Source organism: Fontibacillus forbon, from assembly GCF_046559655.1.
Taxonomy (GTDB): domain Bacteria; phylum Bacillota; class Bacilli; order Paenibacillales; family Paenibacillaceae; genus Fontibacillus.
Genome location: NZ_JBKGFV010000003.1, coordinates 144148 through 160238 on the forward strand (window position 1 = coordinate 144148; position 16091 = coordinate 160238).

Annotated in this window: 14 protein-coding genes; 3 read left to right on the forward strand and 11 right to left on the reverse strand. The window is 52.5% G+C overall.

Going from position 1 to position 16091, the window contains the following annotated elements; all coding sequences use genetic code 11:
• Nucleotides 1-90 precede the first annotated feature (90 nt).
• From ACLB09_RS12775 to ACLB09_RS12785, 3 genes are all read left to right on the forward strand, one after another.
• Nucleotides 91-789 (forward strand): response regulator transcription factor, encoded by a 699-nt coding sequence (locus tag ACLB09_RS12775; protein ID WP_410770220.1) that lies wholly within the window; start codon nt 91-93, stop codon nt 787-789.
• A gap of 20 nt (nt 790-809) precedes the next feature.
• Entirely contained in the window at nt 810-2186 is a 1377-nt protein-coding gene (locus tag ACLB09_RS12780) for a sensor histidine kinase (protein ID WP_410770221.1), read from the forward strand.
• A 101-nt stretch (nt 2187-2287) separates the two neighbouring features.
• The gene (locus ACLB09_RS12785; protein WP_410770222.1) at nt 2288-2989 is read left to right on the forward strand and encodes a hypothetical protein; all 702 of its coding nucleotides are present in this window, start codon (nt 2288-2290) and stop codon (nt 2987-2989) included.
• A gap of 151 nt (nt 2990-3140) precedes the next feature.
• Here ACLB09_RS12785 and gtfA read toward each other — a convergent pair whose 3' ends face one another.
• The 11 genes from gtfA to ACLB09_RS12840 form a co-directional block, all read right to left on the reverse strand.
• On the reverse strand, nt 3141-4610 hold the full coding sequence (gene gtfA, locus ACLB09_RS12790) for a sucrose phosphorylase (RefSeq protein WP_410770223.1): 1470 nt from the start codon (nt 4608-4610) through the stop codon (nt 3141-3143).
• Nucleotides 4611-4623: 13 nt separating this feature from the next.
• Complete coding sequence (locus ACLB09_RS12795) at nt 4624-5580, reverse strand: carbohydrate kinase family protein (protein ID WP_410770224.1); 957 nt, start codon at nt 5578-5580, stop codon at nt 4624-4626.
• A gap of 137 nt (nt 5581-5717) precedes the next feature.
• The gene (locus ACLB09_RS12800; RefSeq protein WP_410770225.1) at nt 5718-6695 is read right to left on the reverse strand and encodes a LacI family DNA-binding transcriptional regulator; all 978 of its coding nucleotides are present in this window, start codon (nt 6693-6695) and stop codon (nt 5718-5720) included.
• A 60-nt stretch (nt 6696-6755) separates the two neighbouring features.
• Nucleotides 6756-7604 carry an AraC family transcriptional regulator gene (locus ACLB09_RS12805; RefSeq protein ID WP_410770226.1) on the reverse strand — a complete coding sequence of 283 codons (849 nt, stop codon included), beginning with the start codon at nt 7602-7604 and terminating at the stop codon, nt 6756-6758.
• A 118-nt stretch (nt 7605-7722) separates the two neighbouring features.
• On the reverse strand, nt 7723-8850 hold the full coding sequence (locus ACLB09_RS12810) for a sialidase family protein (RefSeq protein ID WP_410770227.1): 1128 nt from the start codon (nt 8848-8850) through the stop codon (nt 7723-7725).
• Nucleotides 8851-8923: 73 nt separating this feature from the next.
• Complete coding sequence (locus ACLB09_RS12815; RefSeq protein ID WP_410770228.1) at nt 8924-9796, reverse strand: carbohydrate ABC transporter permease; 873 nt, start codon at nt 9794-9796, stop codon at nt 8924-8926.
• Between the two features lie 15 nt (nt 9797-9811).
• A complete protein-coding gene (locus ACLB09_RS12820; RefSeq protein WP_410770229.1) occupies nt 9812-10771 on the reverse strand; it encodes an ABC transporter permease in 960 nt (319 codons plus the stop codon).
• Between the two features lie 88 nt (nt 10772-10859).
• On the reverse strand, nt 10860-12431 hold the full coding sequence (locus ACLB09_RS12825) for a type 2 periplasmic-binding domain-containing protein (RefSeq protein ID WP_410770230.1): 1572 nt from the start codon (nt 12429-12431) through the stop codon (nt 10860-10862).
• A gap of 184 nt (nt 12432-12615) precedes the next feature.
• Complete coding sequence (dapA, locus tag ACLB09_RS12830) at nt 12616-13506, reverse strand: 4-hydroxy-tetrahydrodipicolinate synthase (protein ID WP_410770231.1); 891 nt, start codon at nt 13504-13506, stop codon at nt 12616-12618.
• 117 nt (nt 13507-13623) lie between these two features.
• Complete coding sequence (pdxA, locus tag ACLB09_RS12835) at nt 13624-14628, reverse strand: 4-hydroxythreonine-4-phosphate dehydrogenase PdxA (protein WP_410770232.1); 1005 nt, start codon at nt 14626-14628, stop codon at nt 13624-13626.
• Complete coding sequence (locus tag ACLB09_RS12840; RefSeq protein ID WP_410770233.1) at nt 14625-15989, reverse strand: four-carbon acid sugar kinase family protein; 1365 nt, start codon at nt 15987-15989, stop codon at nt 14625-14627. Before ACLB09_RS12840 ends, pdxA begins: the two co-directional genes overlap by 4 nt.
• Nucleotides 15990-16091 lie beyond the last annotated feature (102 nt).

The following is a 16091-nucleotide window of genomic DNA, read 5'->3' on the forward strand; positions in this document are numbered from 1 at the left end:
TCGCAGGAGCCTTCAAAGTTGCATGGACTGTATCAGGTGGGGGATGGGCGGGCAGCAACGAACGGCAAACCTTGCGGGAGGAGGGATTAAGTGAAAAAGATCCTCGTGATTGATGATGAAGCGGCTCTCCGGGACTTGATCGAGCTGGTGCTCAGGAGAGAAAACTTTCGGGTACGAACCGCGGAGAATGGCAGTACGGGACTTCAGGAGCTGGATTCTTTTCAACCGGACTTGGTGTTGCTGGATTTGATGCTGCCGGACTACTCCGGTTATGACCTGTGCAAGGAAATTACTAAGAAACAGGCGATTCCCGTAATTATGCTGTCGGCGAAGAATGAAATTGTAGATAAGGTATTGGGACTCGAGCTTGGGGCGGAGGATTACATGACCAAGCCGTTCGATAACCGTGAACTCATTGCCCGAATTAAGGTTGTGCTTAGAAGATACGAGAACAAGGATGCGAAGAATAATAGCGAAGAAAACCGGATGGTCTATGGCGAACTCGTGTTTGATCCGGATACCAAAGTGGTGCTGAAAAACGGAATCCCGATTTCGCTGACGGCAAAGGAATTTAAGATTCTCGAAACGCTGCTGAAAAGGCCAGGGAAAATATTTACGAGGGATGAACTGTTGGAAATCGCGTGGGGATATGATTTTTTGGGGGACAGCCGCAGCGTGGATATGACGATCATGCGGTTAAGAAAGAAGCTGGAAGAGGATGCCGAGAATCCAAAGTACGTCAAGACCGTTTACGGATTCGGCTATCAGCTTGGAGGTGACTCCGACTGAAATATGCAACCCGGCTGTTGTTGAATTATTTGTTTTTTTCGGTGCTTTCCTTTGCGGTCATTATTTTTTCGGTGGATAAGGCGATTGATTACTTCAGTTTTGCGACCATCGAGAAGCAAATGATGGAAAAGGCGGATCTGTGCGAGTTGTCTTTCAGGGAGGTGCTCGCAAAGCATGACAAAGCCGTTGCCGAGGGGCGAGACTCGAATGTGCCGAGAAGCGCTCTGGAAACGTTAAAAGCTTCAGGGAAGGAAGTGCGGATCTACGATAGCAATCAGCAGCTGCTGGGCTTGGCGGTGGACGGAATCATCATTGCCGACGGGAGTCCTGTGATCCTTAAAGGGAATATCGAAAGGGCCCTCCAAGGGAATTACGCTTACACCGTCACTGACAATAAGCTGCTGTATTTCGCCATACCTATTCAAGATAAGTATTATCAAAATATCTACGTATTCGAGTTTGTGGAAGACATTTCTTACTTTTACGATATCATGGATCAAATCCGCAATATTCTGCTTGCCGGCGCGGCAGGATTCCTGGTTCTCATCACGATTTCCAGTTTGTTTATTGCCCGTACCACGACCAAACCGATCCGATATTTGCTTACGGCCACGGAGAATTTCTCCAAACAGCAGTTCCAACAGGTCCATTTGAACCGGAAAGACGAGCTCGGGATGCTTGCGGCGGGTTTAAACCGGATGGGCATCCAAATCAACGATTATATCCAGTATCAGAAGCAGTTTGTCTCCAACGTATCCCATGAGCTGAAAACGCCGCTCGCCGCCATCCGCGGATTTTCCCAATATTTATATGAGGGAGAAAATGAGGATAAAGAGCTGCAAAAGATATACTTTCATCTTGTACATGAATCGGAGCGGCTCACCCTGCTCATCAACGAGCTATTGATGTTATCCCGGTTCGACAAGGCCGGTCCGGAAGAGATCGGAACGGAAAAGACGGATTTATCGGAGTTAACCGGGCAGGTGGTTGCGGATATGAGAGCAAAAGCCGAGAGTAAAGGCATTACGCTGGAAGTCAAGCTGGAAAAAGCGGTTTGGGTATATATGAACAAAATCTTGATGTCGCACGCTATTGCGAATATTTTGGATAACGCCATCAAGTATTCCCATGCCGAAACTTCCATAAAAATTGAAACCTTTATCAGGCAGAAAGAAGCGGTAATCCAAATTAGGGATCAAGGCATTGGGATCGACGAGGACGATATTGCGCGGGTTCAGGAAAGGTTTTATCGGGCGAAGAATTCGAATGACGCCAAGGGATCGGGACTGGGACTGTCCATTTGCAAAGAAATAGCCGAGAAATTTAACGGGCGCTTGGAAATGGAGAGCAAAATGGGTGTAGGGACCACCGTTTCCATCGTTCTTCCGCGGATGTGAAGTGACGTTACAAGAATGATACAAATCTGTTATTACACTAATAAATTGTTTTCCTATACTGACCTCAGAAGATAAATCCATTCATTTTTGGAGGGGTAAGGATGAAAATAGGGAGAAAATCAGCAACCTTGTTGTTGTTCGCGGCATTTCTTGGCACCCTTTTGGCGGGATGCCAGGAAAACCAGGCGGATACGCCGCCGGCGCCATCCACGGCCAATGAATCGGCGGAGGCTCCGGTCAAAGCTCCAACCGACCCGCCTGCCGGCAATTCGGCAAGCAATAACTCGGATTCCCAAGTCATTAAGGAAGGCACGATTCAAAAAGACGGGAACGTGATCCTGAAAGAGCTGGCCTTTGTCTATAACGACCATACCATTGCGATTTCCGACATTGCCGACGACGAAAAGCTGGAAAGCATGCTGGGAGAAGCGGAGGAAATAAAATCCCATACCTACTCCGAGGATGACGGGTTGAATATGGATATGCTGATCGGCTTCACGGAGAAGCAATACAAATTTCCGGGGGTTGAAATTAAAACCATCGATGCGGCCGAAGGGAAGAAATTCTACATTTTCAATATCAAAATTACCGATCCCAAGTATGCCACGGTCCGAAACATCAAAGTGGGGGACAGCGTCGAACAGCTCAAAGAAGCTTATCCCGAAGGAAAACTGCTCGGCAACGGGGCACCCGACGAAGAGGACGATTTCCGGTATGAACCGGCCAATTACGTGGATGTCATGACCTTCCACATCAAGGACGCCAAGGTTGAAAACATTCAAATGTACACGCTTCTGGACTAAGTTTTACGCACTTGGCTTATAATTCGACCAAAAAATGGGGCCCAGGGATTCCGTGTTAAATGGAATCCTTGGGCCTCATTAATTTTTCATAAGTTAACCGCCTCTGACCGTCACTTAAATGGAGAGTTGGGATGGCGGCAGGCAGCCCTTACTATACGTCGAATTGAACACTCGTCCCTTCAGCATCCACATAATCAATGACCGTCCGGTTCGTGCCCAGATCAATATGCAGCGTACAGCGCAGATCCCCCTTGGTCCACTCCAGCCGGACCTCATGGCTTGCCGATTCCAGGACGCGGAAATCGCCGTTAAAGGCGCCGTATTCGTTGCGAAACCGGATCAGCGCAAGCAGACGCCGGACTGCGCTTTTGCCAAGCGCCTGTTCGATCTCGTCCATACTGAAGTTATGGCGGTTGATCTCCCGGCCTTCACCTGTGCGGCGAACCTCTTCTTCATCGTTCTCTCCGGCCAAAAGTCCGACGTAATACACCTGCGGGATGCCCGGAGCGAAGAACTGGATGGCACGGGCCGCCAGATAAGCGTCATCGTCGCTGTTCAGCACGGAGTAGTAGGAGCAGCGGATCTGGTGCACATCGAACCCGTCCTCGTCCTTATGCTCGTCGGAGACGATCAGGCTCAGATTGGAGCCGCGTTCAAGACAAGTATCCACCAGCTTGCGCGCTTCCTTCGTGTCGATCAGTCCGTCGAGATCGGGCTTGACGGGGATGCCGTCATGGCAGTCCAGCATCGTGAACTGCTTCGCAGGACGCGTGGTCAGGTAATCCTTCAACGCTTCCGCGTTTTTATTGACGAGCGTGTCGAGGATGCGATAAGGCAGAATGAAATCATAAATCCAGAAACCGTGCTCCGCCAGTTTATATTGAATGCTGTAGTGGGAATGAACCTCCGGCAGCAGTTCGATATCCAGCGAATCGGCCAGCCCCTTGATCCAGTCCAGAAAGCCGTAAATCTCGGGCTCCACGAAAAAGCAACTCGTGCCCAGCTTCTTGATGATGTAGCCCACGGCGTCCAGCCGCACAATTTTGACGTTGTTGTTGCGGAAGTTCTCAAAGATATCGGTCAGCAGACGTTTTATCTGATCCGAATGAATGTCGAGGTCAATCTGTTCCGAAGGATCGGTTTTGCCGAAAGTCGTCCATACCTTCTCCTCTTCGCCCGTCTCTTCAATCGTGAAAGTGGAGTAGGGCAGGGGACGGCGGAGGAACATCTTGTCTATATCGGCTTGAACGGGCTGGCCGTCCGCCCAGATTTTATCGAGTGTCAGGAACAAATCACTATAGGGCGAGCGTCTTCCTTGCCTTAGAAAATCCTGAAAATACTCCGACTGCCGGGAGATATGATTGACCATCACATCCAACAACACGTCATGTTTCGCCCCGATCGCCCTAATGTCATCCCAGGAACCGAAGGCAGGCTCAATCTCAAAATAAGTAAGCGGAGCGAAGCCCCGGTCTCCCGAGGAGGGGAATGGAGGGAGGATATGAACGCCGCCCTTGAAAATATCGTAAAAATGTTCATCCAGCACACGTTTTAAGGTTTGCAGGTTCCCGCCCAGCGAGTCGGGATACGTAATCAGTTGTACTTGATTGTGAATGGCCATTTCTCTCGCCCTCCTAGATTCGGTACTTTGTTTTGAATGTCTCGAGTGCCGGCAGCTCTATGACCGCCCCCGTAAATTGCAGCTTGTACGCGCTGACCGCAAGCCCGAATTCCAGCGCTTTGCGAATCGGATACCCCTTGACGAGTGCCGTATAAAAGCCGGACCAGAAGGCATCTCCCGCTCCCGTCGTATCCGTCACCTGCGTAGCCAGCGTAGCGAGCTTTACGGTTTCCTGTCCGTTTGAGACGAGCGCGCCGTCCTTGCCCAAGGTCAGAATGACCAGCTTCACGCCCAAGTCCAGAAACTTCTCAATCTGATTCTCGGGGGTGTCTTTCCCGAACAACCGCTCGGCATCGTCTTCCGACGGCTTGGCGATATCGACAAGGGGAAGGATGGATTGTATATACTTCACCCCGTCCTCGCCCTTCTCCCAAAGCGCGGGATGGTAATTGGGATCGAAGCAGACGAGAATCCCGTTTTGGCGGGCGTCCCGGATCACTTGCTCCACCGCCGATCTGACCGGCTGCCTGGACAAAGGCCAACAGGAGAAATGAACGATCTTCGTCCGGAGCAGGGCGGCGCGCAATTCCTCCGTGTAGGTGAGCCGGTAATCGGCTCCCCGGTAGAAGATCGGAACCGGCGTGGACCTGCTCTTGGTCACGACCACCAGGCTGGTTGCTTCGTCCACGCGCTGTACGCAACTTGTATCCATCCCGGCTCTGCTCAAATGCTCCACCAGAAATTGCCCCAGCCCGTCTCTCCCCACCGCGGAGGCGACAAGCGGGCGGATGCCAAGCCGCTTTGTATTCATGGCGATGTTGGCCGGCGAACCTCCGAAATATCGATGATACGCGCCGTTCTCAAAGGAATCGCCGTAATCCCCCGAGATCATGTCCACCAGCAGTTCCCCGACCGTTAAGAGATCCAGGTCTTTTTCTTCAAATTCTACGCAATTCTCAAAATCAAACATGGGCATTCCCCCCATTCGTAATCGATCTTCCGGACCACTATGACCTTGTGTCAATCCTTTGACATGTCAAACGTTTGACACAAAGGAATATAAACATGGCCGTAAGCACCTATTCTCCCATATAAAGCTATCAGCGCTTAAGTGGTTCCGCGCTCCACTAGCTCCACGGGAAGCTCGTTTTGCTGGCTTACGGCAAGGCCTTCGATTTGCATTTGCAGCAGCCTGACCGCCTCGCGCCCGAACCCGTCGATCGGCTGGCGGATGGTGGTCAGTTCCGGGGTAACCCACCGGGCCGTACCAACATCGTCATAGCCCACAATTCGCACATCGCCCGGCACGCTTCTTCCCGTCCGGATGCATTCCTTCAGGGCATAAGCCGCGATAACATCGCTTGTGGCAAATATCCCGTCAAGATCGGGATGAGCTTCCAGCACGGCTTGCAGAAGCCCGCGGTATCGTTCCTCGTCAAGCCCGTTCATCTCCGTCTGAACGATGACATGCTCCACTCCCGCTTTCCGGACAGCGTCGAGGAAGGCGTCCGTTCTTCGCTGGGAGAGCATATCCAACGCCAGACTACCGCAGATATGCAAGATTTTGCGGCATCCTTTGGATATAAGCAGTTCCGTTGCCAATGTACCGCCCCGGTAATTATCCGAGCTGAGGTAAGGGATATCCTCCCCGATTTTACGGTCAAACGTTACAAGCCTGGAATGCAGATTCCGGTACTCCCCGATCTCCAGCGTATGGCTGCCCATGATGATTCCGTCTACCCGGCTGCGCTTGAGCATATCGATGTAATCCCGCTCTTTGGCAGGATTCATCTGCGAATTGCAGAGCAGAATCTTGTATCCTTCCCGGTCCGCATAATACTCGATCCGTTCGGCAAGCTTGGCGAAGAACGGATGGGAAACGTCCGGCAGGATCAGGCCAAGCAGGTTGGACTGCTTGCGCAGCAGCGAACGGGCAAGCTCGTTGGGCTGGTAGTTCAGCTCCCTCATGGCGCCGTACACCTTGTTGCGCGTCGTTTCGCTGATATACCCCCTGTCGTTCAGCACCCGGGAGACGGTTGTGACGGAGACGCCGGCCTTCAGCGCCACATCATGAATCGTAGCCATCGCTCACACTCGTTTCACTAGCAGATTATATGTTTTTACAGATATAGACACGGGTTTGGCTCAGCGTCCCTGGTTGTGTTTCTTGTAGGACATGGGAGAGGTTCCCGTTACATTTTTAAACAGCTTGGAGAAGTAGAGGGAATCCGCTATGCCGACGGATGCCGAAATCTCCTGGATGTTGAGGTCCGTTTCCTGCAGCAGCACCTTAGCGTTCTGGATGCGAATTTTGCTGATATATTCCGGGATGGACATTCCGGTAATCCGCTTGAAGTAACGGGAAAGGTAGGAACGGCTGTAGTTGACGTGTTTGCACAGCAGATCGACATCGATATGCATGTAATAATTTTGCTCGATAAAAAGAACGGCCTGCTGCACCACGCTTTCGGAGCCTGTCCGCAGGCCGGCCTCGCCGTAGTGTTTGGCACCGTGCTCAACCAGGTGAAAAATATGAAGCAGATAGCTGATGCATAGCAGTTGCCCGTCCCTCGCTTCCGGGAGCTCCTGGATCAGCAGCAGCATTTTATTAGTAATGGTATGCGTCGTAATTCCCGTCAGGCAACAGTGATTAATATCCAGCCCCATCAAGCTCAGATAGTAGGGAATCTGCTTGCCGTTGAAGGAGACCCACATGATTTCCCACGGGTCCTCGGGATCGGCATAGTAAAAGTGCTTCTCCCTGGGAATGAGGATAAACATATCTCCCTGGCTTAGCATTTTATTGACATGATCGCCTTGGGTCAAATAACCTTTGCCGCTAAGGACAAACACCATTTTATAGTTCTCGAGGACGCGCGGACCTACGACATGGTCTTTGCCGCACTTCCGGTGACCAGCCCAGGTAATGAAAGGGGACTGATCCATTTGTGATTTTGTCGGCGAGTGAAAATGCTGAACGATATGATCTTCCATTTCTGTTTCACCCCAAAAGGTAGCCGTAAATGTGATTCTCCCACTGTATCGTACCGCTTTTTCTTTGTCAATTGATTAAAAAAGCCCCAAAAAGGGGCTGAGTCGGGCATCGGCCCGGTTATTCGGCGCCGGTCACCCACTGCTCCGTGAAGGAGACGAACTTCATCGTGCGGCGGTTGCCGAAGGAATAGGCCGCATGCAGACTTCCGTCCGCTGCCTGCATGATGCAAGGATACTCATAGCGGCGGTTGCGGATTAAGTTCTTGTGGCCGCTGAAGCCTTCGCCGGTCTCCACGTGGCGGCGGTACGGCCACGTTCTGCCCTCGTCCTCCGAAATGGCTACAGTAACAGGGCAGCGTTCAAACGGCCAGACGGTAATATCCGGCTTGTCGTTGAAGCGCAAATCATTATAGATGATGGCAAGCTTGCCGCTCGCAAGCTTGATGGCGGAAATGCTGGAGTTGTTGTTCGGCAGTTCGGTGCGCACCGGTTCCGTCCAGGTGTCTCCGTTGTCGTCCGATTTCGCAAAATAAATATTGTCCGCTGCACGGCTGCGGAAGAGCCCGATCAGCTTCCCGGGCGCCAACTCGATCACGTTGCAGTGCACGCGGCCACGGCTTCCGGGAACCTCGACGCTACGCCACGTGGCGCCTTCATCGTCGGAGATGTTCATGACCGTGATATCGCTGCCGTTGCGGGTGTCGTCATTGAAGCAGATCCAGTTCTCGAAGATCCATCTTCCGCTGGAGAGAGTCTGGATTTTCTGGCGGCAGAACGAGCCTTCCCGGGAAAACATCATCTCTGCCTCCCCCCAGGTATACCCGTTATCCTTGGAAACTTTGCGGTAAATTTTGGAGGTGTACTGCAGGTTAAACTCCGGCGGCTCGGTGGCCGTACGGGCCCGCTGGGCCGTGTACATCACCCACAGCTCGCCGTTTGGGTGAAGAAACAGGGAAGGATTTTGCTCGCTGAAGCCGTTATCGTCGGAAATTCTTACAGCGGGCGTCCAGGCGTCCGCACCGGCGTTCAGACGGGACATCACGATGCTGACATCCGAGTTGCCTTCATCCGAGCCGGCAAACCAGACGCAGATCAAATCGCCGTTAGGCAGTTCCTGCAGGTCGCAGGCATGGCTTGTTTCAAAACCGCAGGGCAAAAGGGATTCCACCAGTCCGAGGCGGCGGTTGAAATACAGCTTTCCGTCTTCCGTAAGGTCGTTCAATTCGATCATCGGATTGTTTAGCATAATTCGCTCCTTCTTTTAGCCATATTGTAGGGTCTGAACGATGGGATCGTGATCGTAACAAAGCTGGACGAGCTTACTTCACGGAACCGATCAGAATCCCCTTCTTGAAGTACTTCTGCACAAACGGATAGATCAGCACGATCGGCACCATCGCTACGAAGATAGCAGCAGCTTTCAGGTTGCCCGGATTCAGCATAATACCGTTCTGGATAATCGTGCGGAAAGCCGTATTGGAATCTCCCGAACTGATGACAAGCCGTTTCAGCATAACCTGAATCGTCTGCAAGTCGGGAGTTTGCAAATAAATGAGCGGCATCAGGTACTGGTTCCAGATGAATACGGCGTAGAAGACGCCGATGGTGGCCAGAATCGGTTTGGAGATGGCGAGAAAGACGCGGCTCATAATCTGGAAATCGTTGGCGCCGTCGATTTTGGCTGCTTCTTCAAGTTCAGGCGGCAAGCCGTCCAGGAATGTTTTCGTAATAATCAGAAACTGCACATTAATCGCATTGGGAATGATCATCACCAGCCAGTTGTCAACAAAGCCAAGCTTGTTCAGGACGATATAAGCCGGAATAATTCCCGCTTCGAATACCCAGGTGAACACGAACAGGCTCATGATCAGAAAGCGGCCTTTAATCTGCTTGCGGGACAGCACATAAGCCGTCATATACGTCAGCAGCAGCGCGACAATCGTGCCGACCGCCGTATAGATGGCCGAATTCAGCAGCCCCCGGAAAATGCCGAGGCTCGGATTCGTCAAAATATATTGATAGGCTTCAAAGTTGGGGTTCTTCGGAAAGAACACGACGTCCCCCGAGGCGATGCTTCTTCCGTCGCTGATGGAAAGAAAGAATATATACAGGAAAGGATACGTGCAGATAAGAGCGATCAATAGCAGAAAAATATTGTTGCAGATGTCGAACAGACTGATCTTTGATCTCATCATCCTTCTCCTTTCTCAGAATAGTCGCGTATCGGAATATTTAGTGGACAGCTTGTTGGTGCCGACAACCAGGACGTAGGCGACTACGGATTTTAGCAGGTTGACTGCCGTGCCATAGCTGTATTCCGGGAATCCCGAGCTGGCGAAAGCCAGGCGGTACACATAAGTCTGAATGACGTCGGCCGTCTCATAGACGCTTTGGTTGTACATGAGCAAAATCCGGTCCAGATCGACCGTGAAAATGTTGCCCACGCTGATAATCAGCATGATGGCAATCGTCGGCTTAAGGGAAGGCAGCGTGATGTGAAGCATTTGCTGAAAGCGGCTGGCGCCGTCGAGCGAAGCCGATTCATAGACGGATGGATCAATAGCTGCCATTGCGGCAATATAGACGATGGCCGAATAGCCGAAGGTCTGCCATACCTGAAGCAGCACGTAGTTGCTGCGGAACCATCCCGGTTCAGCCATGAAATAGATCTTGTCCAGGCCAAAGCTGGCCAGAATATCGTTAACAAGGCCGGTCGAAGGCGAAAGCAGCGTGTACAGAATGCTGACCATAACGGCCGAAGAAATGAAATAAGGCAAAAAGCTCAGCGATTGCACGCTTCCTTTGATCCAGCGGACCCGTACCTCGTTCAGCAGCAAGGCGAACAGAATCGGAATGGGAAACGTGAATACAAGAGAATAGAAGGCGAGAATGACCGTGTTTTTGACGAGGATCCAAATATAAGGATCCTCAAAGATACGCTGAAAATGTTGCAGACCGACAAAGGGACTGCCCAGCACCCCGCGGAAGGCGCTAAAATCTTGAAAGGCGATAATCATGCCGGCCAGCGGAGCCAGTTTGAACAATACGAGGCTGATCAAACCGGGTAACAGCATGAGCAGCAGCAGCTTGTTCGTATTCATATAGGCGAGAAAACGGCGCGTCCTTGTTTTCCGGGGAAGAGTCGTCATTCTTTCGCTTGTTATCACTTTCTCCACCACCCATTTTATCTGTATTTGTACCCTGCATTTAGGAGCCGCGCCGTCCCTTGGAGGATGGCGCGGCCGTTACTGCTGTTTATTTATACATGGCGTCGTAAGCTTCTTGCTGGAGGGCTACGATATTCTTGTAGCCTGCCGCTTCCATTTCGCCGAGGAAGGCGTCCCATTCGCTCATAGGGCGTTTACCGGTGACGAATTGCGTCACGCCTGCGGTTACCGCCTCATTGACCTTGGCGGAAAGGTCGGCCAATTGTTTTGCCTGATCAGCCGTGTAAGTCACCTGTACGCCGGTTTTCAAACTTTGATCCGTGAACAGTTCATGCGCGGCTTTGCGTACAAGATCGGTATTCCAGGAGTAGAAGGCATCGTTATCGATCGGCTTGACGAAAGTGAGACGGTCATTGAGGAAAGACCAGCGCGGTTCGCCGGCAGGCGTTGCTTCCTGCTCCGAGAAGTTCACGATGTACTTCTTCTCTCCGCCCGATTCCTCATAGCTTTCGCCTTTAACGCCCCACGATACGAGCGTTTGGCCTTCGTCGGAATAGAGGTAATCCAGGAATTTAATAATCGTTTCCGCTTTGTCTTCACTGTCTTTGTTAACTACCATCGCTCTCAAGGTGTTGTACTGGGTTTCCGTCGTCTGTACGGATGGATTGCCGTTCAGGTCTTTCAGATAAGGCAGGATAGAAATCGTATAGTCCGGATCGTTCTCCGGTCCTCCGTTATCCAAGAACCACGATGGACGGGTCAGATAGTCATAGCTGATAGAGCCTTGTCCTGTCAGCATTTTCGATTCCCAGCTTTCCTCCGTGCCGGAACCCGCTACCCATTCAGGATCGATCAAGCCTTCATCATAGAGGGTCTTGTACCATTCCACCATTTTCTTGTACCCTTCGGAATACAGGTCCGTGCCTGTTTTGCCGTTGCCATACACCCCTTTGGATATGCCGTCATCGTAATTGGCGGCTGCATTGAATGCGCTCTGGAAGCGGATGTATCCTTCACGGCCGACCATAGGATAGTAGTTCTTATCCTCCTTGCCGTAATGCGCTTTCAGTTTGCGCATCGCTTCGGTCAACTCGTCAATCGTCTGCGGCACCTTGGTAATGCCGGCCTTATTAAAATGATCGGCGCGATAGAAGATGAAGTCCGCAAAACGCGGAGCCTCGGCGACCAGCCCATAGATTTTTCCGTCTTCATTGGTAATCAGCGTTTTATAGGTTGGGTTCTTTTCTATATAACTTTTGATATTGGGTCCGAATTTATCGATATATGGAGCGAGATCGACAAAAGCGCCCTGGGCACCGTATACGGTAGCCTGCGAAACCGAAACGATGCCGGAATCGGGGAAGGTGCGGCTAATAATTTTCTGATCGACGGAAGCGTAGTACTCGTCGTCGTTGGACCCGCCGGGAACAAATTCGACCTTCGTGCCGGTGGCCTCTTCCACGTACGGATACCACTTGTCCTCATGCAGCCAGTTAATAAATTTATCATGCATCAAATAAGAAAAGCTGCCGTTTCCTTCCGTATTCCCGTTCCCGCTGTTAGCCGTGTTCTTGTTGGCATTTTGCGAGCAGCCGGCCAGCACGCTCCCTGCCGTAAGCAGGGCGGCGAAGAGTAAGTAAAACGCTTTCTTTTTTCTCAAAATTTGTTCCCCCTCATAGTGTAATTTGAAATACTAGGAGTGTATCTAAGGCTAGTATCTCACGGCAGAAGTAGAATATTAATGCAAAAATAGCTATAACTCATGGAAAATTGCGCACGAAATCTATTTTGTGCTACTCATTTTAAAAATAAGTTGCAATTTGCAATATGATAGACAAAAAAATTTACAGTAAGCCTCTCTCTGCGTAACTAGCCACCATACGGCGCACTTCCTCCAGCGCTTGAGGCGTCAATGGAGCCACGGGCCGCCGAGCCGGGCCTGCCGACAATCCGATCTCATCGAGCACGGCCTTCAGTACGGAAGGCAGGGTCCCAAGCGCGAAGGATGCCCGCAGATCGCGAAGGACGCGCTGTGCCTTCTCTGCTTGCTCGTATTCGCCGGAGCGCCAATGCTCATAAATCGCCACCACCGCGGACGGGAAGATATTGGCCGTTGCTGCAATAGCCCCTGTGCCCCCTGCCATGAGCGTGGACAAGATGAGCGAATCCGTCCCGGCAAGCACGGAGAAAGATTCCGGTGTACGGTCGATTAATTGCAAAATGTTATCGAAACTGCCGCTGCTGTCCTTGATGCCAACGATATTCGGCAATTCCGCCAGCTTGGCCACCGTCTGCACGCTGAGCGTGTTGCCTGTACGCGCCGGAATCGTGTACAGCACGATAGGCAGCGATGTATCTCCCGCTACGGCTTCAAAGTGGTATTGCAGCTCAGGCTGCGTGTAGGTCAGAAAATAAGGCGTAATCACGGAAAGCGCATCCGCTCCCGCCTGCTCCAGTCTTTGCGCTAGGCGGCGGGTCTCGCCCGTTCCGGCACAGCCTGCCCCGGCATACACGGGCACGCGGCCTCGCGTCTCATCGATGACGATTTGCGCTACCGCCAGCTTTTCTTCAAAAGAAAGATTGAAGAATTCGCCGTTGGTCCCCAGGCAAAAAAGTCCGTGCACTCCGGCGTCAATATAACGGTTTACCATCTCCCGCAGCGCCTTCTCGTCGATTTCTTCCCGCTGATCCAGCGGGGTAACCATGGCAGGTATAATTCCCTTCACTTCCAGCATTGTCCCCAGCCCTTTCCTGTTTCTTCATGTATCTTGAACTCCAAGACCAAGCAGCCCCAAGGGTTCCGTATTAAAGTACGTGTTTAAATAATCGGCTACGGCTTTTTGAACTACCCCTTAAACTGCTTGCTTCGGGGCCAGCTCGACGGCGGAGCGGATCGCCTCCAGCATGCTTCTTTCATCCGCAATGCCCTTTCCGGCAATATCGAAAGCCGTGCCGTGATCAACGGAGGTACGGATGATGCCGCCCTTCAGGCCAACGGTGATATTGACGCCGGCCTCAATGCCGAGCACCTTGATCGGCGTATGCCCCTGGTCGTGGTAGCAGGCGACGACGATATCAAAGTCTCCCCGCATGGCCCTGTAAAAAAGGGTATCCGCCGGAGCCGGACCAAATACATCCATCCCTTCCGCCCGCGCTTTCTCTACGGCCGGAAGCAGCTTCTCTTCCTCCTCGCCGTTTCCGAACAAGCCGTTCTCTCCCGCATGGGGATTGATGCCGCACAGGGCGATACGCGGATGCTCGTTTCCCGCCGTTCGCAGTACCTGATCCGCGAGCTTCAGCACATTGTACGTCCGCTCCGGCGTAATCATTTCCACGGCCTTGACCAAACCGACATGGGTCGTCAGGTGAATCACCTTGAGGCGTCCGGTGGACAGCATCATCGAGAAATCTTCCGTTTCCGTCAGCTTGGCCAAAATTTCGGTATGTCCGGGATAGAGATGTCCCCCCTTGTGCAAGGCTTCCTTATTCAACGGAGCGGTACAGATTGCCCCGACTTCACCGGCCGTAGCCAACTCAACGGCCTTGGCAATATAATGGAACGCCGCATTTCCCGCAGCGGGAGACAATTGCCCGAAAGGCACGGGGTCCGGCAGAAGATTCAGGTCGATGCAATCAATAATGCCCGGTTGGAAAAGCGCCTCCGTGACTTCCGCCACCGGGCGGATTTCCATTTCGCTCCGGCCGGAGACGGCGGCTGCCCGTTTTAGCGTTCCGGCATCGCCGATGACAACCGGCTGGCACGCCTTGTAAACCTCAGGGTGCGATAACGCCTTCACAATAACCTCAGGACCGATACCGGCCGCATCCCCCATAGTAATGGCAATAATCGGCTTCATTTTGTCACGCCTTTCTGCAGAGCCTTCACGGAGCGGACCAGTACCTGATCGCTTCCGAATGCCCCTGCTTTCGTAATAATATATCTGCCGGATTCCCCCGGCGTCCGCCCGAGCGGAACTCCGTTCTCCACCTCATCGATGAGTTTGATCTCCACGTCGCTTAAATGGCGACAGACCTGCTTCGCGGTATCGCCTCCGGTCAGCACCATGTGGCGGATTCCGCATTCGGCGATAATATCGGCAGCCACCCGGCCAAGCTCCGCGCTGATGCGCTCGCCCGCTTCCGTAGCGCTAAGGCCGTTGGCGCGGCCAAGCTCATGGACCCGTTCGACCTCGTCCGGATCGCCCGAAGTATAGAGCGCCACATGCTTTCTCTCCCGGGAAATGATGCCAACGGCAAGCTCGCGGACCCGGTTCAATTCCATCCCGCAGGAGCTTGGGAAGAGCAGCTTATCCGATTCAACGACGATAGCACAGACGCTGTCCTCTTTCACCAGTTCGGTTAGCTGGCGGCGAGACCATGGGTTGACACTGCCTACGACAATAATCACACAATTACTATCGTAATACACGGTATTATTGTTGGAAATGGCTTGGTTCTTGCAAGAATTATCCAGTACGACACTGCCTTGTTCCGAGGCTCTTCTCATGCTGCGGAGAATTTGCGTCGTCAGGGCGCCTGCCAAGCCCGCCGACCCGGCCCATACCACTTTCGGCCGTCCCGGTTCTTCGGGAAACAAGGAAGCGATCAAGGCCAGATCTTCTTCCAGTTCCGCGTCGAACAGCAGATAGGGAATGCCTGACTGGTGATACCTGTCAATCAGTTCAACAAGCGCGGCGCGCTCACCCCTAAGCCGATCCAGCGGAATAAGGGCTGCCGGATAACGGCTTTGCCGCTCAAGAATAGCGGAGAAAGCCGATTCCGTTGCCGGATGCTTGGGATCGAAGGCCATCTCCGTCTCGTGTAGCGGCATCCCGTTTACATACACTATGCCGTCCGTCAGCGTGCGCCCGGCCCTTGGAAAAGAAGGAGCGATGACAATAAAATCAGGCTGCAGCGTCTCAAAAACGGCGTCCAGTTCACTGCCGATATTTCCGCGCAGCGTGGAATCAAATTTTTTGTAGATGACAGGAGAGGAAGCTTCTCCGCCGCGCCCCAGAAACAGACATACATCTTTGACTTTCTGATAAGCCTCCAGCGGAGGAAGAGAGCGGCTGTCGGTATCAAACACAACGGCCTCCTGTTTCCCGCCGCCCGTCTTCAGCTCCAGCAGAACGGAAGTAGCCAGGCCCTGACGGGCCATTTGCACCCCCGTGTCGTTCGCCCCGGTCAAATCATCCGCGATGACGGCGATGTTCATTTTCTAACCCCCTCCATACAACAGCAATCAAGTACGTCAGGGCAGAACACTGCTCCGGAAGCAGCCCGCCCTTTCAGTGCGTGTTCAAAAAGTCGGCTTTTC